This window comes from Chryseobacterium taiwanense (assembly GCF_000813825.1).
GTDB classification, from domain to species: domain Bacteria; phylum Bacteroidota; class Bacteroidia; order Flavobacteriales; family Weeksellaceae; genus Chryseobacterium; species Chryseobacterium taiwanense.
In genome coordinates, this window is record NZ_JWTA01000010.1 from 68,878 (window position 1) to 86,077 (window position 17,200).

The window sequence follows — 17,200 nt, forward strand, 5'->3', positions numbered from 1 at the left end:
TTTTCGAATAGCTAAGTAAAAACTCAATCGTTTCTTTTTTTGGTTTCAAAGTTTTCACTTTTAAAGAATCATTTTTTTTCATAGGCGAAAAATGTTTTCTTTAAAACGTGAAATAGTTAAATTTATTATCTCGTAAGAATAATATTATTTTCTTCCATGATTTTTCTAAGATTAATCAAGGCATATCGTACTCTTCCCAACGTTGTATTGATACTCATATCTGTATGATCCGCAATCTCTTTGAAGCTTAACCCATCAAAAAACCTCAATTTAATAACTTCCTGCTGATTTTGAGGAAGAAATTGAAGCATTTTCAAAAGATCTTCCTGAATCTGGTTGGTTACCAATTGATCTTCAATATTTTCCGAAGGTTCTCTTAATAAATCAAAAATAGAATATTCATCAGTTTCAAAAGTTGTTTCCGAAACTTTGATATTTTTTGATTTTGCTCTGAAATGATCGATGATAAGGTTGTGAGCGATTCTTTTTGCCCAAAGAATGAACTTTCCTTCTTCATTATACCGTCCTTCTTTCAGCATCACAATAATTTTCATGAAGGTATCCTGAAATACATCATTTGCTAAATCTTCATCATTAATTTTGTAAAAAATGAATGTAAAAAGTTCTCTCTGATGACGATGAATAAGCGTAGATAACGCTCCCTCGTCTCCTTTCTGATAAAGGGAAATAAGTAAACTATCCGATTTTGATTTCATAACTTCTTCTCAATAATAAAAAATTTGTAGACAAGCGTATATCCAGATATTTAATCTGGCTTTCACTATAAATACAAAACAGTTTTTTAGAGTAAAGTCGAATCAATAGGCAGTACAATTTTTATATGGTGTAAATATAATAATTTTTTAATAACTGTTAACCTATTATTAATTTTTTATCAAAAAAATTTAAAAATAATCAATTAAACATGTCATGAATAAAGACAGTTGGGATATTTAGTGTAAAATTAATATTCAACCCCTCCATTTTTTTGCCATTTAAACGTGCGTTACCAATAGGAAAAGCATATCCTCCCGTAAGATCTAAAATCCCGAAAAGAGAAACTCCGACCTTTGGAGCCAAATATTTATTGGTTCCTTCCGCTCCTACCAGGAAATAATACGAGTGATAGAAGTCTACATTTTTTTCAAAATTTAACAAAACGTCTGCCTGTAATTTTGGCATTATAGCAAACTGCGAATTTGCAGAACCCATTAAAGCAGAACCACCCAAACGGTAAATAACATCATCATTCTTCAGAAATAGTAGCTTACCTCCTATTTCTCCAAAACTTTGGTTTTGATACGTATACCCTACACTAATCATTTTATGCATGGTATACTGCGCTTTTGCAAATACGCTTAGGAAAAATACCGAAAGAATAGTAATCGCTGTTCTCACATTCATCATCTTTAAATCTATTATCGTGTAAAATTAAAAAAAACTGCCTTATCCGAAGATAAAGCAGCTTGATTATTATTTAAAACAAAATTAAATACCGAAAGAAGCTTTAATTTCGTCCACTTTGTCTAATTTCTCCCAAGTAAAGAATTCCAACCCTGTAAGAGTCAATTCGTTTTTCTGTCCTTTATTAAACGTTTTATCAGCTACATAACTCTCTCTTCCCATGTGTCCATAAGATGCTGTATCCTGATAAATAGGATTTCTCAATTTTAAGTTTTGCTCAATAGCATAAGGTCTTAAATCGAAGATCGTAGAAACCTTTTTAGCAATATCACCATCATGAAGATCTACTTTTGCAGTTCCGTACGTATTGATATATAAACCACAAGGTTCAGCTACACCAATTGCGTAAGAAACCTGTACCAAAACCTCATCTGCAACACCTGCAGCCACTAAGTTTTTAGCAATGTGTCTTGTTGCATAAGCAGCACTTCTGTCTACTTTTGAAGGATCTTTTCCTGAGAAAGCTCCACCTCCGTGCGCTCCTTTACCTCCGTAAGTATCAACAATAATCTTTCTCCCTGTAAGACCTGTATCTCCGTGAGGACCACCGATTACAAATTTCCCAGTCGGGTTGATGTGATATTTGATCTGATCATTAAATAACGCTTTAATTTCTTCAGTTTGCTGAGCCACCACTCTCGGAATCAAAATATTTTTGATATCTTCACGAATTTTGTTCAACATTTCTTCTTCAGCACCAAAATCATCATGCTGAGTAGAAACCACAATAGAATCTATTCTGATTGGTTTATGATCATCAGAGTACTCAATCGTAACCTGGCTTTTTGCATCCGGACGAAGATATTTAATTTCAGTATCTTCTCTTCTGATGGCAGAAAGTTCTTTAAGAATAGTATGCGCTAAATCTAACGCTAAAGGCATATAGTTTGCCGTTTCGTTCGTAGCATACCCAAACATCATCCCCTGATCTCCTGCACCTTGAGCATTTGCTCTTGCTTCAAAAGATTCATCTACTACAGCTCTGTCAACTCCCTGATTGATATCCGGAGACTGCTCGTGAATTGCAGAAATTACTCCACAAGAATCACCGTTGAACATATATTCTCCTTTTGTATATCCAATCCCGTTGATAACTTCTCTGGCGATAGTTTGTACATCAAGGTAAGCATCTGACTTTACTTCACCTGCAAGTACTACCTGTCCTGTTGTAACAAGAGTTTCACAAGCTACTTTTGAATTTTTATCGTATGCCAAGAAATGATCGATTAATGCATCGGAAATCTGATCGGCAATTTTATCCGGATGTCCTTCTGAAACGGATTCAGATGTAAATAAATAAGACATATTCTTCTATATTGTATTTAGATTAAAAAAACCGAAGAAAAATAAGAAGTGTTGCCCAGAAAGCCTAAAAAAGAATACTGTTTTAGCATTTTTTTATAGAGGTTGCAATCAGGTCAAATTTCTCCTCGTCTGTAAACGTTGGCAAATTTAAGTACTATTTTTTTAATACTCAAAACTTTTGTTTACTAATTATAATTTTCTTGAAATTAATGATTTATCTCGCTTTTATAAAAAGAAACTATTGAGGTTTTATGCTTACATATTCTTTAGGGCTTTCATTGTAATTCAGCTTTTTCTCTAAAGATGTTTTGATAGAATGCGATAATTCATCAATAATTTTTTGTTTAAATGTCGGCTTATAATAAATAATGCTGATCTCTCTGTATGGGAAAGGCTTTTTGAATCTGAAAACATTTTTCTTCTGTTCTTCAGACAGTTGACTCAAAGCCAACTCCGGTAAAATACTGATTCCACCCACTTTGTCTACCATATGCACCAATGTTTGAATATTGGAAGCCAGGAAATCTAAATTTTTAGGTTTCAACGTATTTTCCTTAAGATGACAGATATTCTCAAATTGATTTCTAAGACAGTTACCTTCCTCAAGAAGCCATACTTTCTCAACATTCAATTCTTCAGGTACTACATATGAATTCTTTTTATTCGCCTCCGTATTTGAGCTATAGATCATCAATTCTTCATTGAACAGGAAATCCTGATAAAACTCGTCTGCAGAATCATAAGGAGTGGAGATAATTCCCGCATCCAGTTCTCCGGCTTTCAAAGCTTTAACAATATTATCCGTTGTCATTTCTTTTACGTTCATCTGGATTTTCGGGTTCTCTTCCAAAAACTTAAAAATCTCAGTAGGCAAAATAAAAGAAGACACTGTAGGAATGATCCCTAAATTGATGGTACCTCCTAAAATGTTATTTAAAAGGTTCGCTTTATTCTTTAATTCATTGACAGATTCTATAATTACCTTCGCCTGATCAATGATCTGAAGCCCTACGTCTGTAGTACGTATAGGATGGGTAGTTCTGTCAAAAACCTTAACATCCAGTTCGTCCTCAAATTTCTGTATCATTGCACTTAAGGTTGGCTGTGTAATGAAGCATGCTTGAGCTGCTTTACCAAAATGTTTGTACTTATCTACAGCGATAAGATACTCCAGTTGCTGAATGTTCATTTGATTAATATTATCTATTACAAAGATATAATGTTTTTGCTATTAGCAAAAAAATTGAAGTAAATTTGATATTTACTACCTTTACATCTTTCAATTACAACAAGAAATTTCTCACTCTAAAGAATAGATTTATGGATTCTAAAAAAATAACCCTAAGCAACGGTTCCCCCTATTTTGAACATCAGGATTCACAGACAGTAGGACCTAGAGGACCAGTATTACTGCAAGATTTCATTCTTCAGGAAAACCTTGCTCACTTTGTAAGAGAGAGAATTCCCGAAAGAATTGTTCATGCCAAAGGAAGTGGTGCTTACGGAAAGTTTACCGTAACTCACGATATTAGCCAATATACCAAAGCAAAATTATTTTCTGCAGTAGGAAATTCATGCAAAATGTTTGCTCGATTTTCTACAGTTGGCGGAGAAAAAGGAAGTGCCGATACCGCAAGAGATCCAAGAGGTTTTGCCTTAAAATTTTATACAGAAGATGGGAATTGGGATTTAGTAGGAAACAACACCCCAGTTTTCTTTATTAAAGACGCCAAAAAGTTCCCTGATTTTATTCACACTCAGAAAAGAGTACCGAAAACCAACTTAAAAAGTGCCACGATGATGTGGGATTTCTGGAGTTTGAATCCGGAATCGCTTCATCAGGTTCTTATTTTGATGTCAGACAGAGGAACGCCTTACGGATACAGACATATGCATGGTTTTGGTTCTCATACGTTCTCTATGATTAATGAGAAGAATGAAAGAGTTTGGGTAAAATTCCATTTAAAGACCAAACAGGGAATTAAAAATTTCTCCAATGACGATGCAGTCAACATGGCAGGTAAAAATCCTGATTTTGCTCAGGAAGACCTTTGCAATGCTATTGAAAATGGAGATTTCCCGAAATGGACCATGTATATACAGGTAATGACGGAAGAACAGGCAAGAGATTTCAGATGGAATCCTTTTGACATCACTAAGGTTTGGTTCCAAAAAGATTTCCCTTTAATTGAAGTGGGAGAAATGGAGCTTAATGAAATCCCTGTTAATTACTTTGCACACGTAGAACAATCAACCTTTTCTCCAAGTAATTTAATTAACGGAATTAGTTTTTCACCAGACAAAATGCTTCAGGGAAGATTATTTTCTTATCCAGATGCTCACCGATACAGAGTTGGAGTAAATGCTCATCAACTGGAAGTTAACAGATGTCCTTTTGCCGTTAACAATTATCAAAGAGACGGATTTATGGCAGATTCAAGCTATTATCAGGATAAGCCTAATTATTTTCCTAATAGTTTTGATGACATTAAACCGGATTCATCATATAAAAATCATGAATACGAACTGGATAGTGCTCATGTTGCCAGCTATAACAGAAATGAAAATGATGATGATCACTACACACAACCCGGATTATTATATTCAAAAGCAATGTCCGGGGAAGACAGAGAACATCTTGTCAACAATATCGTCACCAGCATGAAAGAAATAAGCGGTCCCAAGAAAGATGAAATCATCAACAGACAATTGTGTCATTTTTTCAGAGCCAATATTGAACTGGGTATGAAAGTTGCATCTCAACTGAGTGTAAATATTGATGCCAATATGATAAATCATTCCAAATAAGCAACAAAAAAGAACTTTCCATTAAAAATAAATCAACATAAAAGGAAAAAAGTGAATATTTTTTCCTTTTATGTGCAAAAAAATTATAATTTGCAGAAGATAATATTACAAGGCTAAAAAATGAATTACGAGAACATATTATTACAATCTGAAGAGAAAATATCAATCATCACTATAAACAGACCTGAGAGTTTAAATGCATTAAATGCCAAGACTATTCAGGAAATCAGTACCGCATTAGATCAATTAAATTCAGACTCATCTTGCAGAGCGATTATTATTACCGGAAGCGGAGAGAAATCTTTTGTTGCAGGAGCAGATATTAAGGAATTTAGTGATTTCGGACAGGAAAAAGCAGAAGAACAGGCAAGAAACGGACACAATTCTTTGTTCAACAAAATTGAATCATTATCTAAACCTGTAATTGCTGCAGTGAATGGCTTTGCTTTAGGAGGAGGTTTAGAATTAGCAATGGCTTGTCATATCAGATACGCCTCTGAAAATGCTAAATTAGGGCTTCCGGAAGTTACTTTAGGATTAATTCCTGGATATGGAGGAACACAAAGACTTCCTAAATTGGTAGGAAAAGGATTAGCGAATGAAATTATTTTTTCGGCTAAAATGATTCTTGCTCAAAGAGCGAAAGAAATAGGACTTGTAAATGAAGTTTTTCCTATTGAGGAACTTTTAACAAAAACCAAAGAACTGGCAAAAACAATTGCTAATAACTCACCAATGGCAATTTCCAAAGCGATACTTGCCGTTAACTTATCTGACACAGATAAAGGTTTTGAAACGGAGATCAAATCTTTTGGAGAACTTTTTGACATGGATGATAAGAAGGAAGGAGTTTCTGCTTTTATGGAAAAAAGGAAACCTACTTTTTAATAGATTATTTATAAAATTATTTCGAAAATATAATGCTGCTGTATGAATAAGTTTGATAAAGCTTATCTAAAAATGGCTCAGGAATGGGCAAAGCTTTCCTACTGTAAAAGAAAACAGGTAGGAGCTCTTATTGTAAAAGACAGAATGATTATTTCTGACGGCTACAACGGAACTCCTTCCGGATTTGAAAATTGCTGCGAAAACGAAGAAGGCAAAACGCATTGGTATGTATTACATGCTGAAGCTAATGCAATATTAAAACTTGCCGCCTCTACACAATCTGCAAAAGGAGCAACGTTATATTTAACGCTTTCTCCCTGCAAAGAATGTAGTAAACTCATTTTACAAGCTGGAATTACACGATTAGTATATATTAATGAATATTCTGATGATGACGGAATATCATTTTTACAAAACCATAACATTGAGACAGAACAGATATCGGAAGTTGAACTAAAAAAATAAAACACAAATGACTTGGCAGGAAAAAATTAAAGATTTTGAAATTTTTCTTCGGTTCGAGAGGAATTTTTCAGAAAATACCCTCGACGCCTATATACGGGACATCAAAAAATTAAAAGAATATAGCGAAGAAAGTCTTGACAATATAGGTCCGGATGTGATAAGCTATGAAGATATTCAACAGTATATATTTTTACTTTCAAAACAAAAATTCAGTGAAAGATCTCAAGCAAGATGGATCTCTTCTATAAAAGCTTTTTTCAAATACTTAGTAGAGGATGAAATAAGAGAAGACAATCCAGCAACATTACTTGAAGGTCCAAAATTGGGTTTATATCTTCCTGATACGTTAAGTCTTCCCGATATCAATAAAATTATTAACGCTATAGAAGTCTCAACAGATCTAGGCAAAAGAAATCAGTGTATCATTGAGGTTCTTTATGGTTGTGGATTAAGAGTTTCTGAGCTTATAGATTTAAAGATATCTAATATTAATTTTAATGAAAAGTTCATTAAGGTAACAGGAAAAGGAGACAAAACCAGACTTGTTCCATTGGCAGATTATACCTCGGAATTATTGAAAAATTATATTCAGGATGTCCGCTCCAAAAACAAGATCAATAAAAAGCACGAAGATTGCCTTTTCTTAAACAGCAGAGGAACTTCTATGTCAAGAGTTATCGTATTCCTTATTATAAAAGAGCTAACAGATAAAGCAGGCGTAAACAAAAAGATTTCGCCTCACACTTTCCGACACTCTTTCGCAACCCACCTTCTGCAAAACGGAGCTGATTTGCGTTATATTCAGGAAATGTTAGGTCACTCCAGTATTACCACAACTGAAATTTACACTCACTTAAAAACTGAGGAACTTAGGGATGTCATATTAAATTACCACCCGAGAAATATTAACATTACCCAATGAAACTATTGAAGTATTGTCCAAGTTGCGGTAAAGAATCGCTGCACTGGGATAATGAAAAAAAATGGAGCTGTCCTGAATGCGGTTTTACATTGTATAATAACGTAGCCGGAGCTGTAGCAGTTGTTATAAGACATGGAGACGAAATATATCTTACAAGACGAAATAGAGACCCTAAAAAAGGAAAACTGGATCTGGCCGGAGGATTTGTAGATCCCAAAGAAAGCGCAGAAGAAACATGCAAAAGAGAACTTTTTGAAGAACTACATATAAATATCGATATTTCGAATTTAAAATATCTTACAAGTCTTCCTAATGTGTATCAGTATAAAGAGATTGATTACAATACCATTGATCTTTTTTACGAATACCGTGTTTCAGAAAAATTTGAAGTAAACCTTGAGCTTTCTGAAATTTCAGAAGCAATCTGGATCCCTTTGAAAGACTTAAATATTGAAGATATTGCTTTTGATTCCCAGAAAATATTTTTTGAAAAATACCTACAATCTATATAAAAAATAAAATCGCAGACTTCTCTGCGATTTTTGTTTATTAATAAGCATTATTTTTAATAATCTCTTCAAAGTATTTCACTAACAAAGCTCTTTCAGCTTCCGACAAATTAGCTTCTTTATGATAAACCGTATATCCCGGTAAAGGCATTGCTTTAGTCTGAATTGTTTGTATTGATTTATCCAGCATACTCTTTTTTAAATCTTTATTATAGCTTTCCCAAACAGAAAAATTAAGATGTTCCCTCCCTTCATTCACATGACTCTTTATTGACCATGAAATAGGCGCAAAATAGGCATATTTAGGGTAAACCGTTTCATTTGAATGGCAATCGTAACAAGCTGACTTAATAAGATTACTGATCTTAGCTGGTGTTTTTTTAACATCAACAAAATTCACAGAACTCTTCACAGCAGCATTGGTTTTATCCACCGGTATAAACTGAATAAGGACAAACCCAATCAGCAGCCAAAACAAAACTTTTTTTACAGTAACCATACTTCTTATTTTACAGGTGTCAAGACTTTATTTTGTCTATTTTTATTTGTAGTCGTATTAGTAGGTACTATTGTTGTACTATTAGTCTTTACCTCTGAACTTTTAGTTTCAGATGGTGCTCCGTTTTTATTGGTCGAAGCCTTTCTAGGACTATCCAATGTTCTTGTATCTTTCAGATCCCAGTCTTCATTAGTATCCCACAATGGTCTCACAACAGCTTGGGCATAATACACATAGGAATCTTCTGCAAAAATTTCTTTATCCAAATCCGCCTCATCCCAAAACTTATTACCGTTATTATCAACAAGAATCCTTACAATATACTCTCCGGGTTTTAGAATATCAAACTTTACATAATCCCCTTTTGTATATTTTTGATAAGCTACCTTGTCTGAAGAATCCAGCAATTGAATCCAATAATCGGCAGTCGGAGCATTGGTAAGTTTAAATGCCAAACTTCCATAGTTTTCAACCTTATCCGCTTCAAAATCGAGACGATAAGGATCTCCTATTTTATCATAGAAGGAAGAAACTGTTTTACTTGGAATAGTCAACTGATATTTTTTTCCGGCTTCAAAATTTGATTGTACCAAAATCTGATAAGGATTTGTTTCAGAGATTCTAGCCGTAAACTCCTGCGTTGTCGTACTATCTTTTTTCAATACCCATTTATCAGAATCAATTGAATTAACAATATAATTTGAAATAATAGTAAGGTCAGATTTTGGAGCTAAAAGAGCATTTCCGTTGGAAATGGTCATTTTATTCTTAGTATTGTATTTATAAAATAATGACGCCGTTAAAGCAGTATCCTTTATCTTCGCATCATAGCTGAACTTTAGATTTTCAGTCGTTCCTTGCCCAATCTCACTTTTCACCGCATCAAACCAGATTTTTACCGAGTCTGACTTTGGTGTATGAGTCACTTTAAAATCTTTAAGCTTTTCATTCAAAGGAAGCACTTTTACACTTTCAGGATGCCCTTCAAAAGTCATTGTAACTCCTCCCGGCATTTCTTTCATTTCAATATATTTCAACGGCTTTTTAGAAGGATAAATTTTCATATTCAACCCCGATATTGATTTTGTAAAATCTATCGATTCTTTTTGAAAACCTACCTTTTCCCTACCCGGATCATATACTGAGTTTCCGTTCTCATCTTCAAAAGCAACAATTTTATATTTACCCGGTGACAAATAATTAAGTTCGTAATACCCGTCATCATCCACTTTAGTGATATAATAAGGCTTTTGCCTGTAATTCATGGTATCTTTTACCTGAAAAAGGCCAACCACCATTTTATTTTCACCCGTACTTTTTTTAGTGGCAAGAGCATCTTTTATTTCTCCACTGATGTATAGATCATCAATTTTCTCTCCCGTAGAAAATGCAAAATTGTAATATCTTAAAATATTTCCTTCATTATTATCGGCAATAGAATTTCCGAAATTGAAATTATAAGTCGTATTGGCCTGTAAAGTATCTGTCCATTGAATTAAAAGAAATTTATTCGCAATCGTAGAAGGAATAATTCTCTTAATATTTTTAATAGGAGGCGAAATAATCAGGTTTTTACTGATATCTTTTAAGGTAATATATTCATCAAAATCGAGCCTAAGTTCCTTAAGGTCTCTGGAAACATTTATTCTCGTGGTATCAATATTTGAGCTTAAAAACTTCGGTGCTATAGAGTCTTTTGGTCCACCTACAGGAGAACCTAATCTTGCACATGAATGCAAAAGGAAAGCAGCAACGAATAATAAAAAAAATTTCTTCATGAATACGTTTGAACAAAAGTAAACATTATTCTCCAAAAACTTCATTTCCTCCGTTTAAAGAATCTTTATTATCGTTCATTACGGTATGTAGTTTTGCTTTCTGCTGCGGAAAGTCCTCGAACAGTCCTGACAAAGCCAAAGCGGTATATACTCTTCCCGAATATTTATTTCCAATCGCTACAATCGTCACTTTAGATTTCAGCAAATGAGCAAAAACAGAATTGGTTCCATGCCACCATCCATTGTGATAGGTCAGCTTTTCTCCGTTATCGAAAATCTTCATTCTAAAACCTAAACCGTAATTGTTCATTCCGAATTTTTCATTGCTGTAAGGTTCAAAAACCATTTTCATCAATTCAGGTTTCAGGAAGTTTTTGGAGAACATTGCTTTTGAGAAATTGAAAAGATCTCTTGGTGTAGTATATACATTTTTATCACCATAAATAAGATCTAATCGGTCTAAAGGATACAATTTATTTCCTCCGTAATAAAATGACTGAGACGCTGTAGGAATATCTTTCTCCTGAAAAATATAAGTATTGTTCATTTTAAGAGGAGCAAAGACCATTTCTTTCATTGCCTGAGGAAAAGGTGTTTTGGTTACTTTTTCAATCAGCAAAGCCAGTAAAGCAAAATTGGTATTACAATACATAAATCCGGTATCGGTATCTCTTGCCAAATCGGGTTTGTATTTAATAATCATATTCAATACATCCTGATTCGTAATAAAAGGCTTAGATAGCTCTGCCGGTTCCGGTTTTATTTTTGTGATAAAGTATTCATATTTTGGCAAACCGCTTCTCTGATCCAATAAAGTCTGAACGGTCACATTTGGATAAGGAAACCCAGGAAAGAAGTCAGTTAAGTGATCTGTCAATTTTATTTTTCTTGCTTCCACCAATTTCATCATTGCCATTGCCGTCAAAGTTTTGGAAACCGAAGCCACATGCAAAGGCGTATTTTTATCAATAGGCATTTGATTTCCTTCTCTTCCAAAACCTCTATAGTTTTCGTACAGGATTTCATCACCTTTTGCCACTAAAATTCCTCCGCTCAAATTCCCTTTTTCCCAAACTTTTTGATAGTAGTTATCGATATATTGAGTGATGGTATTTTTATCTGAAAGCACAAGATCTTCCTTGGTAAAAACATCATCTAAATCTACCGTTCCATAATTAGGTAAGTTTGATGTATAAACAGGTTCAGACTGTTTTTCTTCTTTCTTTTTACAGGATGTAATACAAAAAATAGCGGCGGAAATAAGTACAAAACTAAGCTTCTTCATGAATTTCTAAAATGAGTGGCAATTTAATAAAACCCAAAGAAAATATTAAATATCAACTATATATTAAGACTTATTTAACATAATCGGTATCTATGATAAAAACGAAGCTACAATTTTATCTACAATTACCTGTGCTAATTTTTCTTTACTCTGGTGCGTCCATCCCGCAATATGTGGTGTTACAATTGCTTTTTCAGAATGCAATAAATACTGTAGTGCTTCATTTTCAGATTCAATATTTTCAAAAGAAGATTTTTCGTACTCCAATACATCAAGACAGGCTCCTTTTATTTTTCCTGACTCAAGCGCATCAACTAAACTTTTAGTTTCTACATTTTTCCCTCTTGCTGTATTCACAAAATAAAACTCATTTTTCATTTCTGAGATAAAGGCTGAATCAATCAGATAATGGGTTTCCTCCGTCAATGGAATATGCAAACTCAACACCTCAGCTTTAGCTTTTAATTCTTCTAAAGAAACCTGTGTTGCATACTCATCAGAAAGATCAGGAAGAATATCATGGAAAATCACTTTACACCCAAAACCGGAAAGTCTTTTTGCCGTTGCTTTCCCCATATTCCCATAACCGATCAACCCTACTGTTTTACCTAGAAGTTCATCTCCTCTGTTTTCTTCACGTAACCAAATTCCATTTTTCACTTCCTGTGACGCGATGAAAAGACGGTTCATTAGGATCAACAACATTCCCACCACATGTTCTGCCACAGAATCTCTGTTTCCTTCCGGAGAATTAATTAATTGTATCCCTAGTTTTTCAGCTACAGGAATATCAATATTTTCCATTCCTGCTCCCACTCTTGCAATGAATTTCAGGTTCTTTGCACTTTCTAAAAAGTTTTTATCTAAAGGAATCCTGCTTCTGATAATCACTCCGTCATAGTTTTCAATTTTACTGCAAACCTCATCATAAGAAGAGGTAAAATCTTCTTCTAGGATACAATTTTTAGCTAAAAGCTGTTCTGTAATAAGCGGATGATTTTTATCGAGGAGTAAAATTCTCATAGAAGGCATAATTCTTTATATTTGTTGATGCAAAGGTAAGTTTCAGAGATATAGAAACGTATTTTGTGAGATAGAATTTTTCAATTTTTTCATCTTAATGAAATTACATAAGTTTATTTTCGGGCTGTCTATCCTTTTATTATTGGCCTATTGCATTTTTTTAGGAATTAAGTTTTCATCCATTCAGGAAATTATTCCTATTCATTATTCCGGGGAAGGTTCGGATGGATTTGGCAGCAAAATATTTTTGTGGTTGGAAGTCGGAATTAATGCAGTCTTACTGCTTTTGATAGGATTAATTATTGGGTACCCGAAAAAAGCATTTGGAGAAAGAACTGATTATCTGGAACCTTCTCCAAAGGATGCAATAAAAAACCGACAAATAATTTTGTCGGTTATATCTTTAGTGATTACACTTATTTTTTGTGGTCTTTCTTTAAGAGAAATTATTTAAGCTTCCTGAAAAAGTTTTTTCAACTCTACAGATTCTGAAGCCTTCATTCTTCCAGAAAGAATTAATGAAAGTTCTTTTCTTCTTAATGCCGCTGCAAAACGATCTTTTTCAAGTTCAGTTTCCGGCTCCATTTCAGGGATTGGAATAGGTCTGTTAAATTCATCTACCGCCACGAAAGTATAAATTCCCGAATTGGTATGAATTTTTTTCTGATTGATCGGATCATCCAACCAAACATCTACATAAATCTCCATGGATGTAGAGAAAGCTCTTGACACTTTAGACTCCATCACCACAATACCTCCTTCCGGAATAGGATAATCGAACGAAACGTGATTCACAGAAGCCGTCACCACCCTTCTTTCACAATGTCTTGTTGCAGAAATTGATGCACATCTGTCCATTCTCGCCAACAGTTCTCCCCCAAAAAGATTTCTCAGCTGGTTGGTATCATTGGGAAGTACAATATTAGTCATCACCGTCAGAGACTCCGACGCTTTTTTTACTTTTGCCATTTCGATTTAGGTTTTGAAACTGTTGCTTTATTGGTTTTCACAACAGCCGGTTTTATGATAGAATCTTTTCTTAAAGAGTCTTTTTTCAAGGTATCTGAAACTTTCGTTGTTACAGAATCTTTTTTTACAGGAATTACTTTTTCTATTCGCTTTGTTTTCGTCTGCACAGAAAGGCTGTCGAAAGATTTCTTCCCGAAAATCAGCTCTTGCTGAGAATACCCTGCATAAGCAATTCCTAATACAGGAACTACAAAAAGGAAAGCCCACAGAATAGACTTATTGAATTTATAATCTTTTTTAGATTCTTTGGGTTGCTCTTTCTTTTCAGAGTTTTTAATATCCGAAATTCTGATCTCTTCTAATCCGTAAAAATCGGGACGATCATTTTCAAGACGCTTTCCACTGAAAACAATATGATCTCCATCTAAGGAAAGCTTTCCTAAATTCTGAATTTCCAAAACCTGATCTGCCTGAAGTTTTTTCTTCCAAAAATCGGTCTGAATCTTCAAATCACTTTTGGAAGCTCCTAATGGCATCTGTTTCTGAGCAGCAATAAAAGCAACCAATTCCTCAGACTGAATTTCATAATCCGGAGTGAAAGCGATCTGACTTGCAGGAGGAAGAATACTTCCGTTTTCAGAATTAATAATTGCTTTCGAGTTCTCTAAAGAAAATACACCAAAGCCCGGAACCACAACGCTCCCGAACTGTTTTAAATATTCTAAAATGTATGCTGAAATATTCATTTGGTGGCAAATTTATAACTTTTCCCTGACTTCTTGAAGCATTTTTCATTATAAAAAAAGATTCTCAAAAAGCTTATTTTTCTGAATTTATTAATCAATTCTTACCATTATATGGATTATATATAGATTTTAGTTGAGGAATAGCATTTTATATGTATTAAAAACAGAATCCTTTTGAATTTTCAATTTTATATTTTTCACAATTTTTAAGCACAAAATTGATTAAAAACAAAAAAAGACTGCCGAAGCAGTCTTCAAATCTAACTTTTACTTTTTACTATATAATTATTTTAAATATAGTCAATTGATTAATGTATTTTCCAGCTTACCCCAAACATAAAATTGGTTCCTGCCTGTGAAAAATAGTAAGGACTTCCATCCCACACCGCTCCGTTATTTACATACTTCTTATCGAAGATATTATTCACCAATAACTTCAAAGCAACTTCATTATGCGCTATTGTAAATTGATATTGAGCATTAAAATCTGTTAAAAGATAATCTTTCAATTGAAGATTCTTATCTTCGGAATTATCAAGATATTGTTTTCCTACATATTGATTCATCAAAGAAAACTGGAAATTTTTCGTAGGACTGAATTTCAACCCTAAGTTGGCAATCACATCCGGAGAAAACGAAATCTGTGTATTTCCAAGATCTTTTACTTCTGTTTGATTTTCGATTTTGAAATCTAAATTTCTATTGTTGCTGAAACTTACATTTCCTGTCAGTTCCCATTGTTTTGAAAGTTTGGCTAAAGCACCCAATTCAATTCCGCTTCTGTAGCTTTTCCCTGAATTGGTTCTAATAAATGCACCCACATTATTTAATTCACCATTCAATACCAATTGATTGACGTAGTACATATAATATAGATTGGCTGTAAACGACACAGGTCCAAATTGTCTTTCTAAACCGGCTTCAAAATCATGAAGTTTTTCTGCTTTCACATCATTATTTGCCAACAAATCATCTCTGTTGGGTTCACGATGTGCGTGTGCATAAGAGAAGAATATTTTTCCGTTTCCGATTTTATAGTTAACTCCCAATTTCGGATTGAAAAACAGCCAGTTTTTATTTAAATCCGCTCCTTCATCATCTCCTGAAGTCAATATTTTTGTGTCATAATCTACACTTCTTAACTGAAGATCTCCGAAAAATTCAAAGTCATTTACCCTTACCAAAGCTTTTGCAAAACCTGAAGCTTCGTTTTTCACAGAACGGTTTCTGTAATACTCATGCTCATCAATTTGTGGTAGGAAAACTCCCGTCACATTTCCAAAATGCCTTCCGTAATATTGATTGGCTACTGCTCCGAAGTTAACATCTACAATTCCCAACTTCCCGTAAAGTGTTGAAACTACTCCGTAGAAATCATTATTCAGCCATTTTTTTCTGATAAAATCTGAATATTCTTCCCCTCCAAAATCCGGCAAATTATATCTCGCAAAGGGATCTCCTTGTTTATAGTTTTCGTAATATCCTTTTCCTTTGGTATAATGAAAAGTAGTTTCTAAATTCCATTTATCATTGAATTTCTGCTCCCAAAGCAACTGATAATGGTTTTGTCTGTAATTATCCGTTTCATTATCGTAAAATCCTGTAATATTTTCCCAATTTGAATCATAAATAGCTCCAGAAGGATTAAATCTCGGGTTGGTTTCCCAAGTTTTTCTGTCAATTCCATTCCAAGCCTGATACGTTTTTTCTTTTCCACCGAAAGCCATTAGGCGTAATTTTGTATTCCCTTCCTGAAATAATGCGGTAAAATTATAAGAATTCAAATCAGAAAATGCGCGGTCGATATATCCGTCAGAATGAATATGGGTGTATCTTCCCATTACAGACAATCTGTTTTTCCAAAATTTCCCTGAACCTACTTCCGCAGAATATTTATAGGTATTGAACGACCCATAACTATCATCTGTCTTGAAGTAAAACTTGTCTTCCGGATCTTTGGAAAGAACATTAATACTTGCTCCAAAAGCAGCCGCTCCATTATTAGAAGTTCCGACACCTCTTTGAATCAGGATTTGAGAAGCAGAACTTGTTAAATCCGGTACGTTTACGAAAAATGTTCCCTGACTTTCAGAATCGTTATACGGAACCCCATTCATCATTACATTGATTGCACTTCCAGAAACCCCACGAATTCTAAAACCTGTATAACCAACGCCATTTCCTGCATCGGAAGTAGAAATTATGGAAGTTTGATTTTTAAGTAAAATAGGTAAATCCTGTCCAAGATTTTTACTATCTAAATCTTTCTGAACATTGATGATTTCTTTAGCAACAGGAAGCCTTTTAGTAAAATTAACAGCTTCAATTTCCTTTATTTTTAAGGAATCGGTATTTTGTGCTTGTACAAAAGCGAAAGAGCCAACAGTAAGCCCTAAAAAAAACAAACCTTTCATTCTATAAATTTTTAAAATTTAATGAATAAAAGGGGATTGATAAGATATTATACAGTTCGGCTCTGCAGCCGAATTCCCTAAACAGCATTACCCGTTCCAGGTTCGTTGGGTATAATCTCAGCCTG

17 protein-coding genes are annotated in these 17,200 nt (G+C 34.0%); 6 read left to right on the plus strand and 11 right to left on the minus strand.

Annotated features, from left to right (window positions below):
- Window positions 1-125: 125 nt before the first annotated feature.
- The 4 genes from RM51_RS12530 to RM51_RS12545 form a co-directional block, all read right to left on the minus strand.
- Window positions 126-716, minus strand: coding sequence for an RNA polymerase sigma factor (locus tag RM51_RS12530; RefSeq protein WP_039369947.1), 591 nt, complete (start codon window positions 714-716; stop codon window positions 126-128).
- 199 nt (window positions 717-915) lie between these two features.
- Complete coding sequence (locus RM51_RS12535; protein ID WP_039369950.1) at window positions 916-1,407, minus strand: hypothetical protein; 492 nt, start codon at window positions 1,405-1,407, stop codon at window positions 916-918.
- 81 nt (window positions 1,408-1,488) lie between these two features.
- Window positions 1,489-2,769, minus strand: coding sequence for a methionine adenosyltransferase (gene metK, locus RM51_RS12540; protein ID WP_039369953.1), 1,281 nt, complete (start codon window positions 2,767-2,769; stop codon window positions 1,489-1,491).
- Between the two features lie 238 nt (window positions 2,770-3,007).
- Entirely contained in the window at window positions 3,008-3,958 is a 951-nt protein-coding gene (locus tag RM51_RS12545) for a LysR substrate-binding domain-containing protein (RefSeq protein WP_039369956.1), read from the minus strand.
- 131 nt (window positions 3,959-4,089) lie between these two features.
- Here RM51_RS12545 and RM51_RS12550 point away from each other — a divergent pair, with 131 nt between their 5' ends.
- The 5 genes from RM51_RS12550 (at window position 4,090) to RM51_RS12570 (ending at window position 8,364) form a co-directional block, all read left to right on the plus strand.
- Window positions 4,090-5,577, plus strand: coding sequence for a catalase (locus RM51_RS12550; RefSeq protein ID WP_039369961.1), 1,488 nt, complete (start codon window positions 4,090-4,092; stop codon window positions 5,575-5,577).
- A gap of 120 nt (window positions 5,578-5,697) precedes the next feature.
- Window positions 5,698-6,465, plus strand: coding sequence for an enoyl-CoA hydratase/isomerase family protein (locus RM51_RS12555; RefSeq protein ID WP_039369965.1), 768 nt, complete (start codon window positions 5,698-5,700; stop codon window positions 6,463-6,465).
- Window positions 6,466-6,507: 42 nt separating this feature from the next.
- A complete protein-coding gene (locus RM51_RS12560) occupies window positions 6,508-6,930 on the plus strand; it encodes a deoxycytidylate deaminase (protein WP_039369970.1) in 423 nt (140 codons plus the stop codon).
- Window positions 6,931-6,937: 7 nt separating this feature from the next.
- Window positions 6,938-7,852 (plus strand): site-specific tyrosine recombinase XerD, encoded by a 915-nt coding sequence (xerD, locus tag RM51_RS12565; RefSeq protein ID WP_039369973.1) that lies wholly within the window; start codon window positions 6,938-6,940, stop codon window positions 7,850-7,852.
- Window positions 7,849-8,364, plus strand: a complete 516-nt coding sequence (locus tag RM51_RS12570) for an NUDIX hydrolase (protein ID WP_039369976.1) — start codon at window positions 7,849-7,851, stop codon at window positions 8,362-8,364. The genes xerD and RM51_RS12570 overlap by 4 nt, the downstream gene beginning before the upstream one ends.
- Window positions 8,365-8,401: 37 nt before the next feature.
- On the opposite strand, the gene RM51_RS12575 is transcribed toward RM51_RS12570, so the two are convergent.
- The 4 genes from RM51_RS12575 to RM51_RS12590 form a co-directional block, all read right to left on the minus strand.
- Window positions 8,402-8,860, minus strand: coding sequence for a heme-binding domain-containing protein (locus tag RM51_RS12575; protein WP_039369978.1), 459 nt, complete (start codon window positions 8,858-8,860; stop codon window positions 8,402-8,404).
- Window positions 8,861-8,865: 5 nt separating this feature from the next.
- Window positions 8,866-10,638 carry an Ig-like domain-containing protein gene (locus RM51_RS12580; RefSeq protein ID WP_052248498.1) on the minus strand — a complete coding sequence of 591 codons (1,773 nt, stop codon included), beginning with the start codon at window positions 10,636-10,638 and terminating at the stop codon, window positions 8,866-8,868.
- A 25-nt stretch (window positions 10,639-10,663) separates the two neighbouring features.
- A complete protein-coding gene (locus RM51_RS12585) occupies window positions 10,664-11,923 on the minus strand; it encodes a serine hydrolase domain-containing protein (protein ID WP_039369982.1) in 1,260 nt (419 codons plus the stop codon).
- A 90-nt stretch (window positions 11,924-12,013) separates the two neighbouring features.
- Window positions 12,014-12,946 (minus strand): 2-hydroxyacid dehydrogenase, encoded by a 933-nt coding sequence (locus RM51_RS12590; protein ID WP_039370316.1) that lies wholly within the window; start codon window positions 12,944-12,946, stop codon window positions 12,014-12,016.
- A 97-nt stretch (window positions 12,947-13,043) separates the two neighbouring features.
- On the opposite strand from RM51_RS12590, the gene RM51_RS12595 reads away from it, so the two are divergent.
- Window positions 13,044-13,400: a DUF1648 domain-containing protein gene (locus RM51_RS12595; protein WP_039369985.1), complete on the plus strand. Its 357-nt coding sequence runs from the start codon at window positions 13,044-13,046 to the stop codon at window positions 13,398-13,400.
- On the opposite strand, the gene RM51_RS12600 is transcribed toward RM51_RS12595, so the two are convergent.
- The 3 genes from RM51_RS12600 to RM51_RS12610 form a co-directional block, all read right to left on the minus strand.
- A complete protein-coding gene (locus RM51_RS12600) occupies window positions 13,397-13,915 on the minus strand; it encodes an acyl-CoA thioesterase (protein WP_039369988.1) in 519 nt (172 codons plus the stop codon). The genes RM51_RS12595 and RM51_RS12600 overlap by 4 nt on opposite strands.
- Window positions 13,903-14,661: an HU domain-containing protein gene (locus RM51_RS12605; protein WP_039369989.1), complete on the minus strand. Its 759-nt coding sequence runs from the start codon at window positions 14,659-14,661 to the stop codon at window positions 13,903-13,905. Before RM51_RS12605 ends, RM51_RS12600 begins: the two co-directional genes overlap by 13 nt.
- Before the next feature lie 308 nt (window positions 14,662-14,969).
- A complete protein-coding gene (locus RM51_RS12610; RefSeq protein WP_039369992.1) occupies window positions 14,970-17,075 on the minus strand; it encodes a TonB-dependent receptor in 2,106 nt (701 codons plus the stop codon).
- Between the last annotated feature and the right edge of the window lie 125 nt (window positions 17,076-17,200).